The sequence below is a fragment of the Paenibacillus sp. ACRRY genome (assembly GCF_022346995.1).
Lineage (GTDB): Bacteria > Bacillota > Bacilli > Paenibacillales > Paenibacillaceae > Paenibacillus.
The window spans coordinates 1,539,959-1,560,621 of sequence record NZ_JAKRNM010000001.1 but is presented as its reverse complement, the minus strand read 5'-3'; the positions used below and the strand labels follow the sequence as shown (position 1 = coordinate 1,560,621).

The window sequence follows — 20,663 nt, the reverse complement described above, 5'->3', positions numbered from 1 at the left end:
TAAAGTGTTGAATTGGAAAATTTGCTCCAAATGACTGTCATGACATTACACGAACGCAAATGAATGGTATACTAATTGAATATGCCCTCGGCAAACAACCCGTGGAATCGGGACGTCGGATTAGCTGTAGAGGAGGCTCCACATTGGCAAAAACAAAAGTTGCAAAAAGACCTACCCGGGATGAATTTGAGCTGGAAGAGTTGGGGAATCAATTAGTTGAAGCGTTTCATGAGCGTTCGGAAGTACTGTTGACGGTATGGGGGAAGGAAGAGCAGGTACAAGGGGTTATTGTTAAGCTGGATTCCCGCACTCGGCTGGTACATGTAGAACACACCGAAGAGGAGTTCATGGCAAAAGTACCTTTCCTCGATATTATGCGGGTGGAATCTCCCCGTTATTAAGAAGTGCAATTTTAAATAATAGGGCATTCGCCCGGTCAAACCCGTTCTTCCTGCATAAGATATCCCATACCTGTTGCAGAGGAGGTACGGTCAATGAGCGAAGTATTAGGTGGAGAAACGAGAGGCTACGGATACGGAGGTTTCACTTCTGTAGGTGCCATTCTGGTTCTGTTCATCCTGTTGGTTATCATCTCCAAAGCGTTCTTGGTATAATTCATTTCTCCAAATGAATGAAGAGAGCTCTGCCATGCCGGCAGAGCTTTCTTTTTCTTTTGACTCGTTGCATATCTCATATAAAGGTCATTAAACGTTCATTAGCCGATTAGGTAGATAATCCATTTCAGTCGAACGTTCATTATGATAGAATAGGACCATTCCTAGAGAAAGCATGAGGTGTGTCGAACATGAGTAAAGAGCTAACACAAGCATTGAACCAACAGATGAACTTTGAATTTTATTCTGCCCATGTATACCTCGCGATGGCAGCATACTGTTCCAGTGAAAGTCTGGACGGCTTCGCGAATTTCTTCATTGTACAGGCTGAAGAAGAACGATTCCATGGCATGAAAATATACAAGTTCCTGAATGATCGCGGACAACGCGCGACGCTGGAAGCTTTGCCGGAACCGAAAAATGAGTATACTTCCATGCTGGATGTGTTCGAGCACGGATACGCACATGAACAGCAAAACACAAAAAAATTCTACAACCTGGCTGACCTTGCCTTGAATGAACGCGAGCATGCCACAATGTATTTCCTGAAATGGTTCATTGATGAGCAGGTAGAGGAAGAAGCGTTGTTTGACAGCATCATTCAGAAGCTGCGTCGTATTGAAAAAGACAGCAATGCCTTCTACATGCTTGACGCTGAGTTCGGTAAACGTTCATTCACCGCTCCTGCAGAGTAATAGCGAGTTCACAATAGTCACACGTATTCCATGTGAATGGAGTATACCGTTCTACATATGAAGAGCCTGCCTTGTGCAGGCTTTTTTGCTGTGTTTTTTTGTTCTAAATGGACCAAAGAAGAAACAACTTCTAATCTGAATCTATCAGATCATTCAAAATAGGTTAATGAAACATATGTCAAAAATGATCTATCCTGACGGGCATGATTTTCACTGCAAATCTATCAATTTCGTTTTATTTCATTGGCTAATCTGACAAAAGTGTAACTCGAACGTAGCATTTGAAGCGAGAACGAGGCATGTCCTTTTTGTTAGTATTAGGATTATCGCCAAGGGATGCAATGAGAGATTCGTAGACACCCGGGGAAATACGAGACACAAGGGAGATTTATATTTATGTTACATATTCGCAAATCATTTATTGCTGCACTCGCCATCTTACTTATGATTCCACTCCTTTTGCCTCAGTCGGTTTCCGCGAAGCCAAGTGCTTCCAAATCTGCTGGAGCAAAAGCGAATGCGAAGATCATATATCTTACGTTTGATGATGGGCCTACAGCCCACACCGGACAACTTCTGGATATCCTGGATCAGTATGATGCCAAAGCGACATTCTTCATGCTCGGGCCACAAATGCAGCAATATCAGAAAGCAACAAAACGTATTGTTGCAGACGGGCACGGTTTGGGTCTTCATGGCGTGACACACGTTCCTAGCAAATTTTATCAATCGGCATATAGCGGACTGAAGGAAATGCAGCAGGCGAATGTGACACTGAACAAAGTTGCCGGGGTGAAAACAAGTCTTGTTCGTACACCATACGGCAGTAAGCCTTATCTCAAGTCGTCATACCGTAATGTGTTACTTGCTCAGGGTGGATTCCATCTCTGGGATTGGAATGTGGATTCCGAGGATTGGAAATACAAGAAAGATCACCAAAAGGTATACAACAGTATGATGAAACAGATTCACAACGTGCAAAAGAGTGGTACAACACCGGTTGTACTGATGCATGATCAGGAAGCGACATTAAAGGTACTTCCGCAATTGTTGAAAACATTGAAAGCAGAAGGGTACCAGTTCAAAGTATTGACCAAAAAAGTACAGCCGGTTAACTTCTGGAACGATAAACGTTAATCTTGTTACACTTTATGCAACTTTTACTGAAACGTAATCACTGGAATTAAAGACATCAAGGAGGTTATCATCATGAAAAAGCAAAAACGTTGGGTCATCATTCCTGTTACCACTGCTGTGTTACTTGCGCTTGCAGGTTGTGGGGGGCAGGATAACAATACGTCACAGGCAAGCAATACGCCCACCTCGACTTCAGGAGAGCAAACTCAATCCGGGAGCGGTGGGGCCGATTTTTCGAACACTTCAGAAGGAAACAACACGGCAGCAGGCTCAGCCAATAATGAGAATAGCTCAGAGGGTGCCGGTACATCCGCAGGTGAAACAACTGGTACACAAGGGCAGCCCAGCATGAGCGATGTCATTCAGGAAATTCGCAGCCAGTTGAAGATGAAGAATGCCGTGCTGCCAACTTCATTCGCTCTGGATAAAGGAAAACATCTGGCAGCAGCCATTCCTGCCAATTCGTCAGATGCATTCAAAGTGAATTTCTATTCCGTGGATCAGTCCATTCCGGTCAATGATGCTTCGTTGACGTCTTCAAAACAAGCACCGGATGTGCTCGCATCCTATGAAGTGAAGACCTATAAGGACCCGGCTAGTACAGGGATTTTCCCGGATACCGATCTGGGCAACATACCCGATGAAATGTCAGTTAATCTTGGACATGGAATCAAAGGCATGGCCGAAGGTGCAGCAGGGAGTCAGTATCTAACCTGGAAGGAAGGCAGATGGACCTTGCAAATTCGATCGGTTTCCGAAGATAACATGAACAACCCGGGGATTGCCAAGAAAATGGTCGAGTACCTGGAATCACATACACTGCCTGCTCCGAAGGACAAAGGCTTCGTCAACGTGGAATATCCGAGTGGCGGGAAAACGGTGAATGTCACGATCTCATGGCAGGAAGGCAAGCAGATCCATCAGCTGCAAACGAACCAGGTGCCGAATGACGCATTAGGTATGGTTGCATCGGTCAAATAATATACGTAAATAAAATAGCTTGGCTGGGAGTGGAAGCTCCTGACCAAGCTATTATTTGTGTCGTAATGGGTTGAAGCGGTACTTTCATTTGAACCAGCCCTTTTCTTTGGAACGGGTGATGGCTTCAATCCGATTGCTTGCATTTAATTTGTTCAAAATGATGGAGATATAGTTGCGGACCGTGCCGGTCGTAATAAAGAGGTGTTTGGCAATTTCCTTCGTATTTTTACCATCAGCCATGAGGCCGAGAACAGCATTTTCTCGCTCCGTAAGTGGATTCTCTTCTACATAGGCCTCGTCAACCAGATCAGGGGCGAAGATCCGTCGTCCATTCATGACCTGGCGTATGGCTTCAGCCAATTCCTCAATCGGACTATCCTTTAACAGGTAACCTCTCACCCCGCCTTTTAGTGCACGTTCGAAATATCCTGTCCGAGCAAAGGTTGTTAAGATAATAACCTTGCAGTTCATTCCTTTCAATTCCTCTGCAGCTTCCAGCCCACTTTTGATAGGCATTTCAATGTCCATTAGGCATATATCCGGTGCATGCTGCTGGACGAGTTCGAGAGCCTCCTGCCCGTTGCTTGCCCGGCCAACCACTTCCATGTCTTCTTCCAAATTAAGCAGGGAGGAGAGGGCACCCAGCATCATGCGTTGGTCTTCGGCGATGACGATTCTGATCATGTTTATTCCTCCTTGATTGGTTTGCGAACCAGCTTCGGTACCTGAATAATAAGCTGCGTTCCGTCTATGTTTGTTCCGGAGCGAATATCCAGACAACCATTAACAAATTCCAGTCGTTCCTTCATGCCAAGAATTCCTGTACCACGGCGTTCTTTGTTTTTACTATGTTCCATTCCAATTCCGTTGTCGTGAACAGTCAATATGTTATCGGAAGGTGTTTCTTTCAGGCTGATGGTACATAGTGTTGCCTGGCTATGCTTGACCACATTCGTAACGGCCTCTTTCAGACACATACCAATGACATTCTCGTTAAGCTGAGAGGTGTCCTGCAGCTTGGGGTTACCATCCAGCTTGAACTCGATTGAAGCAGCCTTCAGGATCTGCTCAGCACGGTACAATTCATCAACCAGCTGTGTTCCACGCATCGTAGTAACCATTTCCCTAACTTCCTTGAGCGCTGTGCTTGCCGTTTGACGCAAGTCGTTTAGCTCCAGCTCGGCCTGATCGGGATTGACACGAAGCAAACGTTTCGCCAGATCGGTTTTAAGGCCGATCAAGGAAAGTTTTTGTCCAAGGGTATCGTGCAGATCACGGGCAATCCGCTGGCGTTCTTCCATTTTGACCAGATCATCCAGTCGTTTGTTGGCACTCTCCAGCTGACCCTCCAATTGCTCACGGTTGTTTTTGTTATACGTGCTGATCGGAAGCAGAATCGATGCCATCAGACTAATAAATACAAACGGAAACTGACTGAGTAATCTAGAGCTCTGATTAATGAAGCCATAATTAATAGTTAAAAAACTGGCTGCCAGGTTGATTGAATAGAGGGTAAAAAAACCGGCTTTATTTTTAATATTCCCAATGAAAAAAGCAAGAAATAGCGAGAAGTACGCATAATCATACGCGATCGTCATCGTAATGGATATGGCAATCAGGAAGCCGATCCACATATATACCTGCCAACCCTTGGTGATGAAGGCAAGCAAATAACAGACAAAGAAGACAAGAATGATCACAATTCCTGTCACCAGAGTCCAAAGTTGTGAGTATTGCGAAATATAATAGAAGGGCAGGATGAAAAAGACGAGCCACACATACGGATTCAAGCCTGTATTTTTATAAAAGAGCTGCATCCACTTTTGAATGAAAATTCTCCTCCTTGCACGACTTTGCGTTGTATTCCAACTTTAGCCTGACTGTAGCACGACTTCAGCCTGAATACAAGAAAACGAATCCGACAGAGTTTAAGGCTTCTCTGTCAGACCCGCTTGATTGTTTACGCGTATAGGTGGCTGAGCATATGGTTTACGGTATAACGATTTGATTTCCTTGAAGCTGATAAATCGTTTGGATTCCTCATCCCACAGACGGAAGCGAAGGGCTACCAGACTGGAACGAAGGGTAATTGTCGTTGCCTTTTGCAGAGGTGGTGTCGCATTATGTGCCTCTTCCAAATAATAGTTCGGTACACGCGGACTCAGGTGATGCACATGGTGAAATCCGATATTACCGCTGATCCATTGCAGCAGCTTCGGCAGCTTGTAGTATGAACTGCCTTCAACAGCAGCCTTGACGTAACTCCATTCATCCTCATGCTCGAAATAGGTGTCTTCAAACTGATGCTGAACGTAGAACAGCCAGATTCCGAAGAAACCGGAGAAGAAAAAGACAGGTGTCTGCACCATGACAAAGGCCTGCCATCCGACCAACCAGGACATGAATGCATAAAGCGCAATGATTAGTACCGTAGTCAGATGTGTGTTGATGCGTTCTTTGCGACGAGCAGCCTTGCGGTTAAAACGATAAGCAAGCAGGAATACATAGATTGGACCGAGTCCAAACATGACAAACGGATTACGATAGATGCGATACCATAGCCGTCCCCAAGGAGATGCCGCTTTGTATTCTTCAACGGTCATGACCCAGATATCGCCTACTCCACGTTTGTCGAGATTACTGCTGGTAGCGTGGTGGATGGAATGTTCAGCTTTCCATTGTTGGTAGGGAGTAAGGGTCAAGACGCCTGTAATGGTACCCAGAATGTCGTTGGCGCGTTTGTTTTTGAAAAAGGAACCGTGACAGCAGTCATGGAAAATGATAAACGTTCGTAGTACAAATCCGGATGCCACCAAGGCAATCGGGAAGGTTAGCCAATACGAAACGGATAAGCTGTAATATGCGGCGGCCCACAATAAGAAAAGTGGAAGGATCGTATTTATGATTTGTCGGATACTTAATCGAAGATCATTTTTCTCGTAAGGGGTAACTTCTTTTTTCAGTGCCATTTCTTTTGCTCTGCTCATGAATGATAGTCCTCCTTCAGTCGTTATAACCAAGCACGGCTATAACCCGGCGTTTCCCCTGATGTATCTTGGAGGGAAGCGTTTTTATCATTGTAAAAGAATCCATTTCATCCGGTAAGTCATAAACGTCAGCCATGTGTAATGATGAATATCAAGGATGACACATGACATTTGTCATGGTTCGAATCTAGTTCGAGCTCCGGATTTAGCTGCCCAGAAGGCAATTTGCTGAATCCTTTGCACATTTCGTGCAACAATTTGTATTATGTATACAAATTTTGCTGGTGACATGGTAGAATCTATCATTGTGAGTGCACATGACAACTTATGAGCCTGATGGATAGGTTGATTTCTGAAGGATTGGAAGGAATACATGATGAAGAAACGAATAACGGATATTTTATTTATTATGGCGGGGGCTTTTTTATTTGCCCTGGCGGTGAATCTGTTCGTCATTCCAAATGATCTTGCTGAGGGTGGCGTAACGGGGATCACCATTATTTTGTATTATCTGTTCGAATGGTCACCAGGTTTAATGAACTTGATTCTGAACGGGATATTGTTAATTGTGGGTTACCGGTTTCTGGACAAGACCACAACGGTATATACCATTATTGCAGTGGTATTCAATTCCTTGTTCCTGCATCTGACCGAGAGCTGGACAATTGATTCGCATGAGCTGTGGATCAATACGATTTTTGGGGGATTATTTGCCGGTCTCGGGATTGGTTTGATTGTGAGAGTTGGCGGCACAACCGCGGGAACCGTCATCTTGGCGAGACTCGCCAATAAGTATCTGGATTGGAACATCAGCTATGGGCTTCTGTTTTTTGATCTGATCGTGGCGTTCTCCTCTTTCTTCATTATCGGGGCACAGGGACTCATGTGTACGATTGTCATGCTGTTTGTTGGAACCAAAACGATGGAGTTTATTATCGAAGGGCTGAATCCAAAAAAGGCCGTTACCATCATCTCGACAAAGCAGGATGCGATTGCGAAGCAGGTCATCGAGAAAATGGATCGCGGTGTAACGGTTCTGTCGGGCCATGGTTACTATACGAAAACACCGAAAGAAATTCTCTATATTGTCATTAGCAAACAGGAAGTTCCCATGTTGAAGAAAATTGTACGTGCTGAAGATGAGATCGCGTTTATCACGATTCACGATGTTCGCGACGTGTTCGGTGAAGGATTTATTGAACTATCCAAAACCTAATGTCATGTGGAAGAAAAACCGGAGGCATCATGCCCCCGGTTTTTTTGGTACTAAGAAAGCCCTTCTCCATCGAGAAGGGCAAGAAGATTATTATTAATGATGATTTCTTTTTTTGATTACACCATATTTAACAGTAACATGACAGTGCTTTTTAACCTTGGTGGGAACATATTTGATTTTGGTTACACAAGTTTTGGTGATCTTTTTGTAATAACATTTCGTTACGGGTGGATGACATCTATGCTTCTTTCTGTTCATTGCGACCCCTCCTGACTAGTGATAGTTCATTCTATGTAAGGGTCATCATTTCGGAAACATATAAACGTCTAAAACAGAAACATTAGACTTTTTGGAAGGCTAGCTTTATTTTTTAGTTATTTTACCAAGTGAGTTAGATCACAGTGAAGAGTTATATAGAAATATAAAATAAATATGGGATAATATTCTATATATTGCTAAGCAGGAAAAGATGTATTGAAATAGAAACATATTATTTCCACGAAAGGAGAGATTGCTATAACAAAACGCCCTCTGGTTAGTACATTATTTGTATTTTTTATATTAATCGTATTGTTATGGGGGAATTTTGTATCGAGACACCATGTAAAAGAGTTAACTTTTGAGAGTATAGATTCGATTGCTACATTTGGATTTGTTTCTAAGACTAGCACTGAAAACGCTGAGTATTACTTTAACACCACTAACGATTCTCATAACAAAGCATTTGTAAATCAAACGGAAATTATTATCCGAAATATGCAGGATTATCTGGATATTCCCCGTAAGGAGAAAACAATTCAAATTTATCTCAATAGAGATGGTGAAGTCCCCTTTAATAATAGTTTGACCCGTATAGTTGTGTCTGAAGACCGGGAAAATTCTCAAGGTGCAATCGTAAGTTATTTGAGTGATTATAAACTTCCTGCTTGGTTATGTGTTGGATTGGAATTATATTGGCAAGATGATAGGGAAGAGGGTGAGTCCTCTGAGCTATTCGTAGGAAGCATCCGTAAATGGATTGAGACAGCTAAATCTTGGGAATATCCAGATTTCGGGGATGCATGGTTTATCCCGAATTATCTCGAAGAAGAAATTGTAGGAGAAGCACAACAGATTGCCCTAATGTTTATTCAATATCTGGATCATGAGAAACAGTTAGAATCTGTTGTAGATATATTTTTGAAGGATCGAAATGAAGACTTAAATCTATTAGGACAATACTGGAGTGAATTTATCGAAACTCCTAACACTGCTATGGATACAAGTTATCGTTATATATTTTCATATGAAGAGATTTGGTTTGAAGTTCATACAGATAAAGTCAACGCGAGATATAAGAAAGAAGACTGGAATCATCGACAGGTGGTTGAGTATCAAAACTATTTGAATCAAGGTGTTCGTTATGTAGAAAATTGGATGAATTACACATTGAATTATCCGCTGACGTTTACAATCTATCCACATAAAAATGCTTATAAGCCTAATTATGGTGGCCTCACATACCAATCAGGAGATGATTACGCAATTGAGTTGTATCAGGTCTTCGAAGTTCCACCTTACAGAGCAGTACATGAGACTGTTCACGCAATAACTTTTCAAATGGGGATGTTTTCGGATTTCTATCCTTTAACAGAAGGGCTTGCTGAAGCTTTAATGTATGAATTTGAGGCAGAGAAACGGCTGTATGTTTACAACAAGTCTAAAGAGGATCTCATTTTCACATATGAAAGAAGAAACGAAAATGCCCTACTCTATAACGTAATTCAAAATTATGAAAAATACTCGGGACAACCATATCAACCATCTAACCCCATAGATTTAATAGCAGTGATGCACGTGTGGGCTAATATGGCCTCTAGGAAAGGATGGGAAAATCCATTGGACTCTCTCAAATATAAAGCAGGAGATCCAGATTACAACGAAGATCTGAATGATTATAACAAAGCAGCTTCATTCGTCCATTATTTAATTCAAACCTATGGAAAAGAAAAATTTATGGTGATTTATGGCGATATGACAAAAGTTAAAGAAACATACAATGTTGATTTGGATAGTTTAATACAAGAATGGAAAAAAAATTTGAACGATTAGCCTCAATTATGTATGGGGTTAGGGGGATTGGAAAGGAACCCGTTGGGAACCAACCAATCCTTTTTTGTCTATTTACTTGCTGGAATAGAATAATGATCTCAACATTACCCGTACATGTGTCTTTCAACTTCGGATAGAGCCACATTCACATCTTCCTCTGAATTATCGATATAAACGACGGACGAAGTAGGCAGCGGCCAGGCCACTTGCTTGCGGGCAAGGGAAGCGGTGAAGGTGTCCCAGTTAGCCAGCTTGTATTCATCAAGAGGAGATTGTCTTGCCATAATCCGCTTGTGATACAACTCTTCGTTCGCCAAATAAATGTACGCTACGCGGACATCCGTATCTTCGAGCGAACGTCCGATTCGGCTGAGCTCTTGCTCAATCCAATTCGTTGTTTCGGTTTCTTTGGTAAACGGTCCGACGACCACGGTATCGATTCCTAATTGAACGTTATCCAGTGCCGCATCCATTGTAATGCGATATCCCAGATCACGACATAAGCGTTTGTATTCAGGTGAATCCCTGTCAGATGGATCCAGTCCCTGAAGCGTCATGATTGCCTCGGCTGCTGGGCGGAGCAGGATATCCATATCGAAGAAGGCTGCCTTATATTTGCGGGAAAGAGCTTTGGCCAGGGTCGTTTTGCCGCTGCCGGCACCGCCGAGAAAGAAAATCAGTTTACTCATGAGAGTCACCCTCCTTAATAGGGTTATTTTATCACAAAGCAGATCGTAACGATGGATAGACAGAAAAGGAAGAATAAGGTAGTATAATACCTAGATTAACTATGCATAGGTTTCCGATGTAAGTAATTGAATGACAGGAAGGAGGAGAAATCATATGAATGTAAACAAACAAATGATTAAAGGAAGCACAGAAACTTTAATTTTGACGTTATTGCACAATCAGCCACTTTACGGTTATGAATTGATCAAGGAACTTCACCGTCAATCGGAAGGTGTATTTAATTTGAAAGAAGGCACATTATATCCCATCCTCCATGCCATGGAGATTGAAGGTTGGGTGGAATCCTATTGGATGGAGGTAGATGGCCGAAAACGTAAATACTATTCCATTCGAGACAAGGGCGTAGAGGCTTTACAGCACAAAAAAAACGAGTGGCTTTTATTCCGGCGTGCTGTGGATCGTGTACTTGGGGAGGGAGGCTTAACATGACGGATCAGCATGATAAGATTAAACGTTATCTGGACGAGATGTGTAGTCAAGTCAAAGCACGTGAAGTACATACCGATCTGCGGGATGAATTGGGGAACCACATAAGAGAGATGATGCTGGACAAGGAACAGGAGGGCTTAACTCAGGAAGAGGCTGCTGAGTATGCCATAAAGCAAATGGGTGATCCCGGAGCAGTAGGCAAAAGCATGCATAGGCTGTATCGTCATCGGATGCATTGGGGGCTGATCATCGGATTAATCAGTTTAGCCATCGTTAGCCTGTTTCTGATGTGGATTTTTACAACCAATGTCACAAATACAATGTACCAATCCATATATTACAATCATGTAGTTTACACCGTCATGGGGATAATGTTCATGTCCTTCTTTATATTTTTTGATTATCGTAAATGGAGAAGAGCCGCTTGGTGGATTTACATTCTATTTAATCTCATGTTGTGGATCAATCCAATGATATCACCAAGCATCAATGGGACCAACAGATACATCACCGGATTTGGTTTTGTATTAGATCTGACCACTGCTGCAATGTGGGTATTACCACTTGCCATTGGTGCTATTTTGATGGATAAGCTTCGTTCCCATTTTGGTGTGCAGACCATACTATCCTACATCGCGATGGTGGCGTTACCGGCAGCTCTGTTGTTTCAAATATCGGATTTGGTTCGCCTTATGATGTTCGTGATTATTTCACTAGTATTATTTGGTTGGATCACGCGTAAATGGCTCTATACAGTCATAGCAACAGTTATAACTGCATGTATCGGATTTTTGTTGTTGCTCACCACAGATTCATTCCATCGGTTGGAAAGATTCTCTGTTGTGTTCAATCTTGATGATGACCCAATGGGAAATGGCTACTACAACCTTTCAATCATGAACATCCTTCAATCAGCTGGATGGTGGGGAAATGGACTTGATACAGCATTTGACAGGTTTAAAACGAGTTATTTTGACTACCCAGGTGTGCTGCTCATCGATGTGTTTGGCTGGGCAGCCGGAATAGGACTATTGGTGGCTATCATTTGGTTTGTTGCAAGTATGGTAAATACGCTCCCTCGCATTCGGGATGACTTTGGTCGGATGATTATCGTCATTATTACGTCCATCTTCACACTGCAAATGGTTTATTCGCTGGCGATGACCACGGGGAGAGTTCCGATTTTAAGTGTGGTCTTTCCTTTTATAGGATACGGCAACCATCTCATCTTTGATTATGCCATGATGGGATTGCTTCTTGGAGTGTATCGCCGCAAAGACACCGTTTCACTGAAGAACAATAAAAGCCGACCAACGACGACACCAATACAATGAGCAGATCTATCATCATGCAGACATTCATTGAACGGTAACTTGCCTTTCAATTTTCTAACACTGTACTTCCAGATGGAAACCAGATATGGCGCAAGTTGACCCAGCCCTGACTATTAAACGAAAGGCCGCGCACGGAAGGCAAATAGGCGGTTTCCACAGGTTTCTCAGATAAATGAAACATCAGATGATGATCCAGCAAAAATTGTTCAATCCGGTCAAGTCCTGCAGTTCGTTCTGTCATTAATCGTGACTCGATAACGGTTTGCAGCATCATCTTCACACGCCATTGTGAGGATTCATCCAGATGTTCCGACAGGGTTAGATAGAGGTCAGTCCTGCGCAATTCTTCATCCCGGTCCCGGATCAGGGAGAATAAAATGAGATCGGACTCCAGCCGCAATGGACCTTTGAATTGTTCCATCGTTGCCGTATGAATCTTGCAAGCATATCCGCATTGTTCGAGTTTGGCTGCGATGAGAGCAGCATCCTTGCGATATTGTGGAATGGTAGCCAGCTGTAAAGGAATCGACTGATCCTTGACCAAGGGATTTTCAGAGGATTGCACCACGCCAGAAATACATTCATATAGATGAGTTCGTACAGCCGGATCGCTTAGCGGTCCGGTCTTTTGCGTGTTACAAGTGAGCAGCTTGTTCACCATGACACCTGCACTAATTTGTGTCCAGTCAGCTCCCTTAGCGACAGCTGGATTCGGAACAAGGTGGAAGAAAGGCGTTTCCGCTTCGGCATGTTCTCCCCATTCGGTCTCGGAACTCCAAGGAATCTGCAGAATATCCACCCGGTCCAGATGGGCTCTTCCTTGAAAGTAGGCTGGGAATGCTTCCAGTCTGCACAGGTGTTCATCCCATAATGTCACCTTGAAGGGGCCTGTTCCTACAGGCTTTTGCATGGATGTAGATTCAACTGACTTGTCATCGCCAGGCTTCATGATGCTGTCCGAAGGGACTATGACTGCACGGCTTGTGGCTAGAAAGGACAGGAATAATTCATGCGGTGCTTTGAGTCGGAAAACTACGGTGAGCGAGTTCAGGGCATCGACAGACAGAATCTGTTTGCTCACATCCCGATACAATGTCCGTCGCTCGGTAGCTTGCAGCCTGGCAAACGTATGCACCACATCTCCTGCAGTCAATCGTCCTCCATGGTGAAACAAGACACCTTTACGCAAATGAAAAAGCCAGGTTTTCCGATCTGGGCTAACATCCCAGGTGTGGGCAAGACATGGAACAATGTCCCCTTGCTCATTACGCTGAACCAGCCCATCAAACACATGACTGGTGACAAAGGACTCGGCAAGCAGATTAATATACAGCGGATCAAGAGCATGAAGCTGCTGCTGCAGTGGCAGTCTCAACGTATCAATTCGCTCGTTATGCTCTCCTGCTTCGGTATGATGGCCCGAGTAACCGAGCAGCCAGTGGTTTAAATGCTCTCGCATCATGGTTGAGGTGGAGAAGGCGCGCACCTGTTCAGCGGCCTGATGCAATTCCCGGCGATTGAGGGCCTGCATCATATATTCTGCTGCGATCTGTTCGGCTGGTACGAGCAGCGTGAGTGTTGACCTGCGACCTCGACCACGCTGGGAGATCCAGCGAATCCAATCGCAGGCCGCCATTTTTTTGACAATGGTAAGGGTATTTCGATGTGTGCAATCCAGCAGTTCTGCGAGATCGGAGAGCGTAGCTTCATGCTCGGACATATCACCAAAGCGGTTATGAAGCAGCAAATATTGTTGATGCAGTTTCACGATTTCAAGCCTCCTTGGGAAAAGAGCTGTTGTTGCAACCGGACTAAAATAAGAAATTTTATCTCTTATAATTTCTCTTTATCTTCTTATTTTATCATCTAGAATAAAGTCTAGAAAGATAATGGAGGTTTTTCCCATGATTGAGAAAATACTGGCTTCACCGAATCGTGCTTTGGTTACGCTGTTGTCTGCCTTGCTCCTGGCGGTTATTCATCAGTATTTGTTTTATGGAAGAGAGCCAGGCGTATCGTATCTGCTCTTTGTGCTTCTCTTTTATGCATTTATGTATGTGTTTGCGAGGGATCGAATCCGGACATTAACCCTGATTGACGCATGGATGGCTGCAGTCGTACTCATGCTCGCGCTAACCTTTTTACTTTTTGACAATGTGCTGCTGCGTGTTCTCAATTTTCTGCTTGTCCCCGGTTTGATTATTTTACATATGACTTATTTGGCTGGACGTAAACGGAGGCAGTGGTGGGATCTCCGAATCATCGGTACTTCCCTGGATCATTTGCTGCCACAATTGATTCGCCACTGGGGGACCATCGGGGGCATTGTGGTAAAAGCAAGGGGACGTGGAATGGAGAAGTCCCAGAAAGCAGTTCTGGTCAAAGTTCTCATTGGACTGGCCGCATCCTTCCCGATCCTGGTTGTGGTGATTGCATTGCTGACTTCCGCAGATGGTGTATTCAATCAATATTTGTCCGGTTTTCCGGAATGGTTGAACCATCTGACGCTAACACCCGGATTTCCAAGAATCCTCTGGATTATGATAGGCGGCATTTTGCTGTTTAGTTATGTATGGGGATTCGTTCAACCTATGGAATACGAAGCCGAGAAGAGGGAGACTGCCCATTGGAAAAATGCAACCCTGTTATCGCCTGCAGCAGTGCAAGTCTCCGATCATGACCATGCAGGCCAGAAGAATACAGAAACCGAATCGAGCAAGACAGGTGAACCCAAAACCCATGCTCATTCCATCCGTACCGGCAGGGAGACGTTGAAGCTGGATCCCATCATCGTGGGCACCATGCTATTCGTTATTAACTGTGTGTATGTACTGTTTGTATTTGTACAGTTTACCTACCTATTTGGTGCAGGGAGTGGGCATCTTCCCTCTGACTTGTCTTATGCAGAATATGCCCGCAGTGGTTTTGCTGAGCTGGTGCTGGTCACCAGTATTAACTTTTTCATTTTAATTGTTGCACTCCAATGTACTAGACCGAGTGGGAGAACAGCTTCGATTATTCATCAGGTGCTTCTGCTTATCCTTGTGGGCTGCACAGCCATCATGCTGTATTCTGCGTTTATGCGTCTCCATCTGTACGAACAGGCTTACGGGTACACGTATATTCGATTCTTGGTACATGCATTCATGATTTTTCTGGCATTGCTGCTTTTCATAGCCGGTTTACGCATCCGATATACATCCATTCCACTGCTTCGCTGGTATATTGTACTGTCACTTACAGCCTATGCAGCCGTCAATTATGTGGGTATGGATAACCGCATCGCCGAGCTGAACATGGAACGTTACCATAAGACAGGGAACATTGATGCAGCTTATCTGGCGAATTTGTCAGCGGATGCGATTCCGCAGTTACGGAAGTTTGCGCAAGAGGAATTCCCGGCGCTGAAGGATCATTTATTGGAGCGTGAAGCTTACATGAATGAGAGAGTAAACAACAGTTCCTGGCCTTCATTTAACGTGGCAAGAACTAGGGCTGCGAAGGAATTGTCCAAATTGAGAACAGAATAGCGATTGATTATGACATTTGAGCCGTGAATTTATGCAAAACAGATATGTAAGTGTTATAATATAAAAATGAACCTATAAAGGGGGTGAATCCCTTGTTTGAACTTCAGGAGTTATTACCTTATTTATTCTCAATAGGGCTTATTTTCACCGTGAGCTATGCCTATATTGCCCATCTGCACTGTGGGTTGACAGAGTACTGGATGGAAGGCGGAGGGGGAGACGGCGTCGAATCCGGACTCCCTGCATTGACGCTGGATGGACAGCATAGACCTGAAGATTTAACCAGGATGATCAGACGTAGAGAAGCACCGGATGAAGATGAGCCAGATTGTAAATCCTCGTTGGACACATTGAAACCTAATCAACGAGGAGGATATATATGGAACATAAGACAAGCAAGGGATTCACTTTTACATCTGGCAAGGGACGGATCTATGGGCTGATTGCCATTTTATTTGCAGTCATGCTTTTGGCCGGATGTAGCAACAATGTATCGGAGATTAACGCTTCAACACCTGGATTCTTCAATCACTATATTGTATTTCCGCTGTCGTATCTGATTCAGCACATTGCAACCATCTTTGGTGGCAGTTACGGCGTCTCGATTATCGTGATTACTTTGGTCATACGGCTTGCGCTGCTGCCTTTGATGATGCGCCAGGCCAAATCCCAGCAGGGAACCCGAGTGATCATGAATGCCATGAAGCCTGAGATGGATGCACTCAAGAAAAAATACGAAGGCAAGAATGACGCTGCAGATCGTCAGAAGCTTTCCCAAGAGACGATGGAACTGTACAAAAAGCATAACTTTAATCCACTGAATATCGGCTGCTTGCCGCTGCTGATACAGTTGCCTATCCTTTCGGGGATATACACGGCCATTCGGCTAACGCCAGAGCTGTCTTCACATTCATTTCTGTGGTTCAAACTCGGGGCACCCGATTATGTGCTTGCTGTTGTGGTTGCGGTGATCTACCTGATTCAGGCAAAAGTTTCACAGGCCAATATGGCACCTGAACAGCGGAAACAGTTTGCGATCATGGGATACATTTCACCGCTGATGATGGCCTTTTTCTCTCTGTCAGCACCTGCAGCCATGCCGCTCTATTGGACAGTTGGCGGTTCATTCCTCGTCCTTCAGACGTTATTGTTCCGTAAACTGTATCCGGTGGAACATCCTAAGGAAACGGTAATCCTGCAGGAGAAGAAGATCAAACCAGCCAAAGGAACCAAACCCGCAAAATCCTAGGTATGACTTATCAATAAAAAAAGCATGAGGAGCGGGAGCTGGCTGGTGTACTCAAGCGACTAGAACAAAAAAAGAAGCGTAATCCGTAGATGGATTACGCTTCTTTTTTTCTTACGTCATTTCTTAAACAGCACGATCATCCTTAAGTTGGAAACGGGATACAAAATACCAAATGAGCTCCCGGCGGGAGTATACGCTTGTCTTGGCGAAAATGGATTTTAAATGATCCTGGACTGTATACGCAGATATATTCATCGCTGCAGCGATTTCTTTGGAAGAGTAGCTCCGCAGCACATATCCGAGCAATTCCCGTTCACGCGCGGATAAACCGTGACTTTCCGCAAGCAGGGGCAGCAAATCTTGTGGCATGGCCTGTTCAAGTCTAACGGCGATCTGATCCGGACCAGTCATCTGCTGCATGCGACTTGCGTGTAGCACAAGATAGCGACCATCAAGGAGCTGTATGCATACTTTGGAAGGTGACTTTGCGGACAACTCCGAAGATACAGTCTCTTCGAGCGTCTGGCTCAACAAATGAGAACTAACTGCCCGTACTGGACGAGGCAGAATGTCCGGGCCCACTGACTCAAGCCGCTGCAATTGGGTGAGCCAATATTGTGCGGAGGCATTGGAAGACAATAACTGAAAGGTATCGGTTATCATCACAATTCCCGGATCGGCTGGACTACCTTGTTTGATCTCATCCATAAGTGACAGACTGGTCCTTTTCAACATCCTGGCTATGGAAGTGGTCCGTTCTTCAATCCATTGCCCTTCCTCTTCCGAGAAGAAAGGCTGATCTACCTTTCGATAGAGGGTGAGGTAACCCCAACACGTCTCGTCACATATGAGGACTGCTCGAAGCTCATCTCCGAAACCAGCAGGCTGCAAGATCGAACGATATCGCAAACTTCGTTCGGGCATATCATGGATTGATGCCTGTAGAAGGGCAGTAGGCTTGTTCCAGCGAATCAAGTCTGCATATTTATGTACATCATCTTCCGTATATTCGTTAATGAACAGCCAATCATGTATCGCTTCAATGCCGTCTTCCGTCACAGCACCAGTGGATAACAGGGTCTGTGGGTCCACTGTCGTGAAACAGTATGCATCAAAGGGGACAACGGCTTGGATTGCTTTCAGTACGGCTTCCCTATAGGTTCGGGAGGTCCAGGATCCTTTTTCGAGAGAAGTTATGGATGTTCTGCCTTGCTCTAATGCTGATTTCATATAAGGTGTCTCCTCTCCCGCGTGGGATATCCCATTGTTCTGGGATTGTAGGCTTATCGTACTCTTTTATAATGAAATTAGACGAATCAGGAGTCAAGTCTAACTTCAACATAGAAGGAGTGTGGCACCATGAACGCGGATCACTCATCCCTGATGAGCTGGAAGACAGCAGATGAAAACCGTTATGAACAATCCATTTCCCTGAAGATTCCGGGATATTCTCATATGCATGATCTGATGGAGAGGCTGCTGGCTGCATCGTTAACGGATAACAACGAATCTAAGATACTCATTGCCGGTGCCGGAGGAGGAAAAGAGATTACCTTGCTGGCAGATAGACACCCAGGGTGGACCTTCACCGGTGTAGATCCTTCCGGACCCATGCTTCAGTTAGCGAAGCGAAGGGTTGCTGAAGCAGGATTAGGTCCAAGAGTGAAACTGGAAGGCATAACGGTGGAAGAACTGCCGCTGGATGAGTTATACGAAGGGGCAACAAGCATGCTGATGCTGCATTTCCTTCAGGGTATGGAGGCGAAGAGGAAATTTATGACCAGTCTCGCTGCGAGGCTTAAATCCGGAGCGCCGCTGCTTCTTGCCGCCGTCAACGCTGATCTGAGTTCACCTGCCCATAAGGTCATGATGAACGCATGGAGGGACCACATGTTATGTGCGGGAATAACTCGGGAAGAGTGGGATCGGTTTGTGGCTTCTCTGGGAAGGGAGTCTGATCCGATCTCGTCCGAGCAGACCGTGGCGCTGCTCTCTGAATGTGGTTTTACTCATATTACACGCTATTTTGGAGCATTTTGGGTGGAGGGTTATTATGCAATTCGAATCTAATGTTAAGGCAAATAAAGACCAGATCTGGGTCGTAGGCGGCTATGGCCAAGTAGGACAAATGATATGCACCCAGCTCGGGCAATTGTTCCCGGGTAAGGTGTGGGCAGCGGGAACTCGAATGAATCGAGCGGAGAAATTCAGTCGCACTACAGGAGGGACTGTGAAGCCGCTGCAGCTGGATGTGAGGCAAGCTATCGATCCAGTCATGCTGGAATCAGTTAAGCTGGTCATCATGTGTGTCGATCAATCGGATACGCGGTTTGTGGAGGCATGCGCACAATCAGGAACGGATTATATGGATATCTCGGCCAAGGTGGATTTTCTTGCTCAAGTGGAAACATTACATAAGAAAATGCAGCATCACAAGGCAACAGCCATGCTGAGTGTGGGCCTGTCACCTGGCGTGACGAATCTGCTTGTACGTGAAGCTGCTGCTCAACTGAATCAGGTGGATGAAGCAGATATTACCGTCATGCTGGGACTGGGGGAGAAGCACGGAAAGGCAGCGGTGGAGTGGACTGTTGATCAGATGAATGCGACTTATACTGTGATGAAGGATGGTAAGCCAACGGAGGTAAGGAGTTTCCAGGATGGCAAATGGATTGATTTTGGACCAAAGTTGGGACGCAGAAAGGCATATCGGTTTAACTTTTCGGATCAACATGCGGTTGCCCGCACGCTGCGTATTCCAACCGTGTCCACACGCTTATGCCTGGATTCCCGCTGGATTACAAGATCCATGGCGATTACAAAGAGAGTAGGGGTGTTCAGCTTGCTGCGTTACCCTTCCATCCGAAGCGGAACGGTCAAGGCATTCAATCTCATTCCCGGCGGAGAAGAGATGTTTGCGGTCAAGGTGGATGCAGCTGGATGGAAGCAAGGCAAACCGGTTCGAATAGAGCACCTGCTGGTGGGTGAGCGCGAAGCCGATGCGACGGCAGCAGTGGCTGCAGCGGTTGCGGAACGAATGTACCGGACTGAGTTGGCCCACGGCGTCTTCCATATTGAACAATGTCTCACCCTGCAAGATGTTCAAAATGCGCTCCCATCTCCGCTGAATGTCGTGACCGTTATCAAGTGAGCATTTGGATAAACCCCATAAGTGCGCTCCAAGCTTCAATTTTATAGATCGTAATTCAAGTTGATTATTTTGGCTCACCTCTCCAATCTGCTATGATGGAACCAGAATCATGACAAGAGCGGAGGGGGATCATGACCTGTATTGCAGTACTGCCTTATTATAAAGTACAGAGGGAAGTGACAGGTCTCGCACAAGAGATCAAGTCGAACGAACGATCCATGATCCTGTACTCGGACAAAATTGTAACGAAATATCGCGAGTTTCATATCAAGGATGTATTCGACATGTCCTTTCGAAGAATGGGAAATGAGGGGGGATTTTTCTACCTCCATACAAGTACCGGGGTGTACCCCTATATGGTGAAAATGGACCCCAAACCTTTCATCCAAAGTTATCGAAAGATCACGATGCAGAAATATTCATGACTTGACCTTTCCGTTACGTGAAGGCTTATCCTGTGGATCTGAGCTATTTATTTGAATCCAGAGGAGCTGTGAAA

The 20,663-nt window shown here is 44.8% G+C and carries 21 protein-coding genes; 15 read left to right on the top strand and 6 right to left on the bottom strand.

What is annotated here, in order from left to right:
- Positions 1 to 143 precede the first annotated feature (143 nt).
- The 5 genes from MH144_RS06585 (at position 144) to MH144_RS06565 (ending at position 3,427) form a co-directional block, all read left to right on the top strand.
- The gene (locus tag MH144_RS06585; protein WP_239298550.1) at positions 144 to 401 is read left to right on the top strand and encodes a YolD-like family protein; all 258 of its coding nucleotides are present in this window, start codon (positions 144 to 146) and stop codon (positions 399 to 401) included.
- Positions 402 to 494: 93 nt separating this feature from the next.
- A complete protein-coding gene (locus MH144_RS06580) occupies positions 495 to 614 on the top strand; it encodes a hypothetical protein (RefSeq protein ID WP_017688846.1) in 120 nt (39 codons plus the stop codon).
- 191 nt (positions 615 to 805) lie between these two features.
- Positions 806 to 1,309 carry a ferritin gene (locus MH144_RS06575; protein WP_095287527.1) on the top strand — a complete coding sequence of 168 codons (504 nt, stop codon included), beginning with the start codon at positions 806 to 808 and terminating at the stop codon, positions 1,307 to 1,309.
- A gap of 396 nt (positions 1,310 to 1,705) precedes the next feature.
- Positions 1,706 to 2,446, top strand: a complete 741-nt coding sequence (locus MH144_RS06570) for a polysaccharide deacetylase family protein (protein WP_239298548.1) — start codon at positions 1,706 to 1,708, stop codon at positions 2,444 to 2,446.
- A 72-nt stretch (positions 2,447 to 2,518) separates the two neighbouring features.
- Positions 2,519 to 3,427 carry a hypothetical protein gene (locus tag MH144_RS06565; protein ID WP_239298546.1) on the top strand — a complete coding sequence of 303 codons (909 nt, stop codon included), beginning with the start codon at positions 2,519 to 2,521 and terminating at the stop codon, positions 3,425 to 3,427.
- Positions 3,428 to 3,511: 84 nt separating this feature from the next.
- On the opposite strand, the gene MH144_RS06560 is transcribed toward MH144_RS06565, so the two are convergent.
- From MH144_RS06560 to desA, 3 genes are all read right to left on the bottom strand, one after another.
- Positions 3,512 to 4,111, bottom strand: coding sequence for a response regulator transcription factor (locus MH144_RS06560; protein WP_095287524.1), 600 nt, complete (start codon positions 4,109 to 4,111; stop codon positions 3,512 to 3,514).
- 2 nt (positions 4,112 to 4,113) lie between these two features.
- Positions 4,114 to 5,244: a sensor histidine kinase gene (locus tag MH144_RS06555; protein ID WP_239298544.1), complete on the bottom strand. Its 1,131-nt coding sequence runs from the start codon at positions 5,242 to 5,244 to the stop codon at positions 4,114 to 4,116.
- Between the two features lie 111 nt (positions 5,245 to 5,355).
- Positions 5,356 to 6,414 carry a Delta(5) desaturase DesA gene (gene desA / locus MH144_RS06550; RefSeq protein ID WP_239298542.1) on the bottom strand — a complete coding sequence of 353 codons (1,059 nt, stop codon included), beginning with the start codon at positions 6,412 to 6,414 and terminating at the stop codon, positions 5,356 to 5,358.
- Between the two features lie 376 nt (positions 6,415 to 6,790).
- Between desA and MH144_RS06545 the strand changes: the two genes are divergently transcribed.
- Positions 6,791 to 7,630 (top strand): YitT family protein, encoded by an 840-nt coding sequence (locus MH144_RS06545; RefSeq protein WP_095358422.1) that lies wholly within the window; start codon positions 6,791 to 6,793, stop codon positions 7,628 to 7,630.
- A gap of 570 nt (positions 7,631 to 8,200) precedes the next feature.
- The gene (locus tag MH144_RS06540) at positions 8,201 to 9,721 is read left to right on the top strand and encodes a hypothetical protein (protein ID WP_239298541.1); all 1,521 of its coding nucleotides are present in this window, start codon (positions 8,201 to 8,203) and stop codon (positions 9,719 to 9,721) included.
- A gap of 104 nt (positions 9,722 to 9,825) precedes the next feature.
- Here MH144_RS06540 and MH144_RS06535 read toward each other — a convergent pair whose 3' ends face one another.
- Positions 9,826 to 10,410, bottom strand: a complete 585-nt coding sequence (locus tag MH144_RS06535) for a P-loop nucleotide/nucleoside kinase family protein (protein WP_239298539.1) — start codon at positions 10,408 to 10,410, stop codon at positions 9,826 to 9,828.
- Between the two features lie 154 nt (positions 10,411 to 10,564).
- On the opposite strand from MH144_RS06535, the gene MH144_RS06530 reads away from it, so the two are divergent.
- Positions 10,565 to 10,900: a PadR family transcriptional regulator gene (locus MH144_RS06530; RefSeq protein WP_239298537.1), complete on the top strand. Its 336-nt coding sequence runs from the start codon at positions 10,565 to 10,567 to the stop codon at positions 10,898 to 10,900.
- The gene (locus tag MH144_RS06525; protein WP_239298535.1) at positions 10,897 to 12,234 is read left to right on the top strand and encodes an FtsW/RodA/SpoVE family cell cycle protein; all 1,338 of its coding nucleotides are present in this window, start codon (positions 10,897 to 10,899) and stop codon (positions 12,232 to 12,234) included. The genes MH144_RS06530 and MH144_RS06525 overlap by 4 nt, the downstream gene beginning before the upstream one ends.
- A gap of 46 nt (positions 12,235 to 12,280) precedes the next feature.
- Here the strand turns inward: MH144_RS06525 and MH144_RS06520 are convergent, their stop codons facing one another.
- Positions 12,281 to 14,002: an ABC transporter substrate-binding protein gene (locus MH144_RS06520; RefSeq protein ID WP_239298533.1), complete on the bottom strand. Its 1,722-nt coding sequence runs from the start codon at positions 14,000 to 14,002 to the stop codon at positions 12,281 to 12,283.
- A 136-nt stretch (positions 14,003 to 14,138) separates the two neighbouring features.
- Here MH144_RS06520 and MH144_RS06515 point away from each other — a divergent pair, with 136 nt between their 5' ends.
- The 3 genes from MH144_RS06515 (at position 14,139) to yidC (ending at position 17,013) form a co-directional block, all read left to right on the top strand.
- Positions 14,139 to 15,764, top strand: a complete 1,626-nt coding sequence (locus MH144_RS06515; RefSeq protein ID WP_239298531.1) for a DUF4153 domain-containing protein — start codon at positions 14,139 to 14,141, stop codon at positions 15,762 to 15,764.
- 92 nt (positions 15,765 to 15,856) lie between these two features.
- Positions 15,857 to 16,207, top strand: a complete 351-nt coding sequence (locus MH144_RS06510; protein ID WP_239298529.1) for a hypothetical protein — start codon at positions 15,857 to 15,859, stop codon at positions 16,205 to 16,207.
- On the top strand, positions 16,144 to 17,013 hold the full coding sequence (gene yidC / locus MH144_RS06505; RefSeq protein ID WP_239298527.1) for a membrane protein insertase YidC: 870 nt from the start codon (positions 16,144 to 16,146) through the stop codon (positions 17,011 to 17,013). Before MH144_RS06510 ends, yidC begins: the two co-directional genes overlap by 64 nt.
- Before the next feature lie 123 nt (positions 17,014 to 17,136).
- Here yidC and MH144_RS06500 read toward each other — a convergent pair whose 3' ends face one another.
- Entirely contained in the window at positions 17,137 to 18,243 is a 1,107-nt protein-coding gene (locus tag MH144_RS06500; protein WP_239298525.1) for a helix-turn-helix transcriptional regulator, read from the bottom strand.
- Positions 18,244 to 18,372: 129 nt separating this feature from the next.
- On the opposite strand from MH144_RS06500, the gene MH144_RS06495 reads away from it, so the two are divergent.
- From MH144_RS06495 to MH144_RS06485, 3 genes are all read left to right on the top strand, one after another.
- A complete protein-coding gene (locus MH144_RS06495) occupies positions 18,373 to 19,083 on the top strand; it encodes a class I SAM-dependent methyltransferase (RefSeq protein WP_239298523.1) in 711 nt (236 codons plus the stop codon).
- On the top strand, positions 19,067 to 20,164 hold the full coding sequence (locus MH144_RS06490) for a saccharopine dehydrogenase family protein (protein WP_239298521.1): 1,098 nt from the start codon (positions 19,067 to 19,069) through the stop codon (positions 20,162 to 20,164). Before MH144_RS06495 ends, MH144_RS06490 begins: the two co-directional genes overlap by 17 nt.
- 131 nt (positions 20,165 to 20,295) lie before the next feature.
- Positions 20,296 to 20,589: a hypothetical protein gene (locus tag MH144_RS06485; RefSeq protein ID WP_239298519.1), complete on the top strand. Its 294-nt coding sequence runs from the start codon at positions 20,296 to 20,298 to the stop codon at positions 20,587 to 20,589.
- Positions 20,590 to 20,663 lie beyond the last annotated feature (74 nt).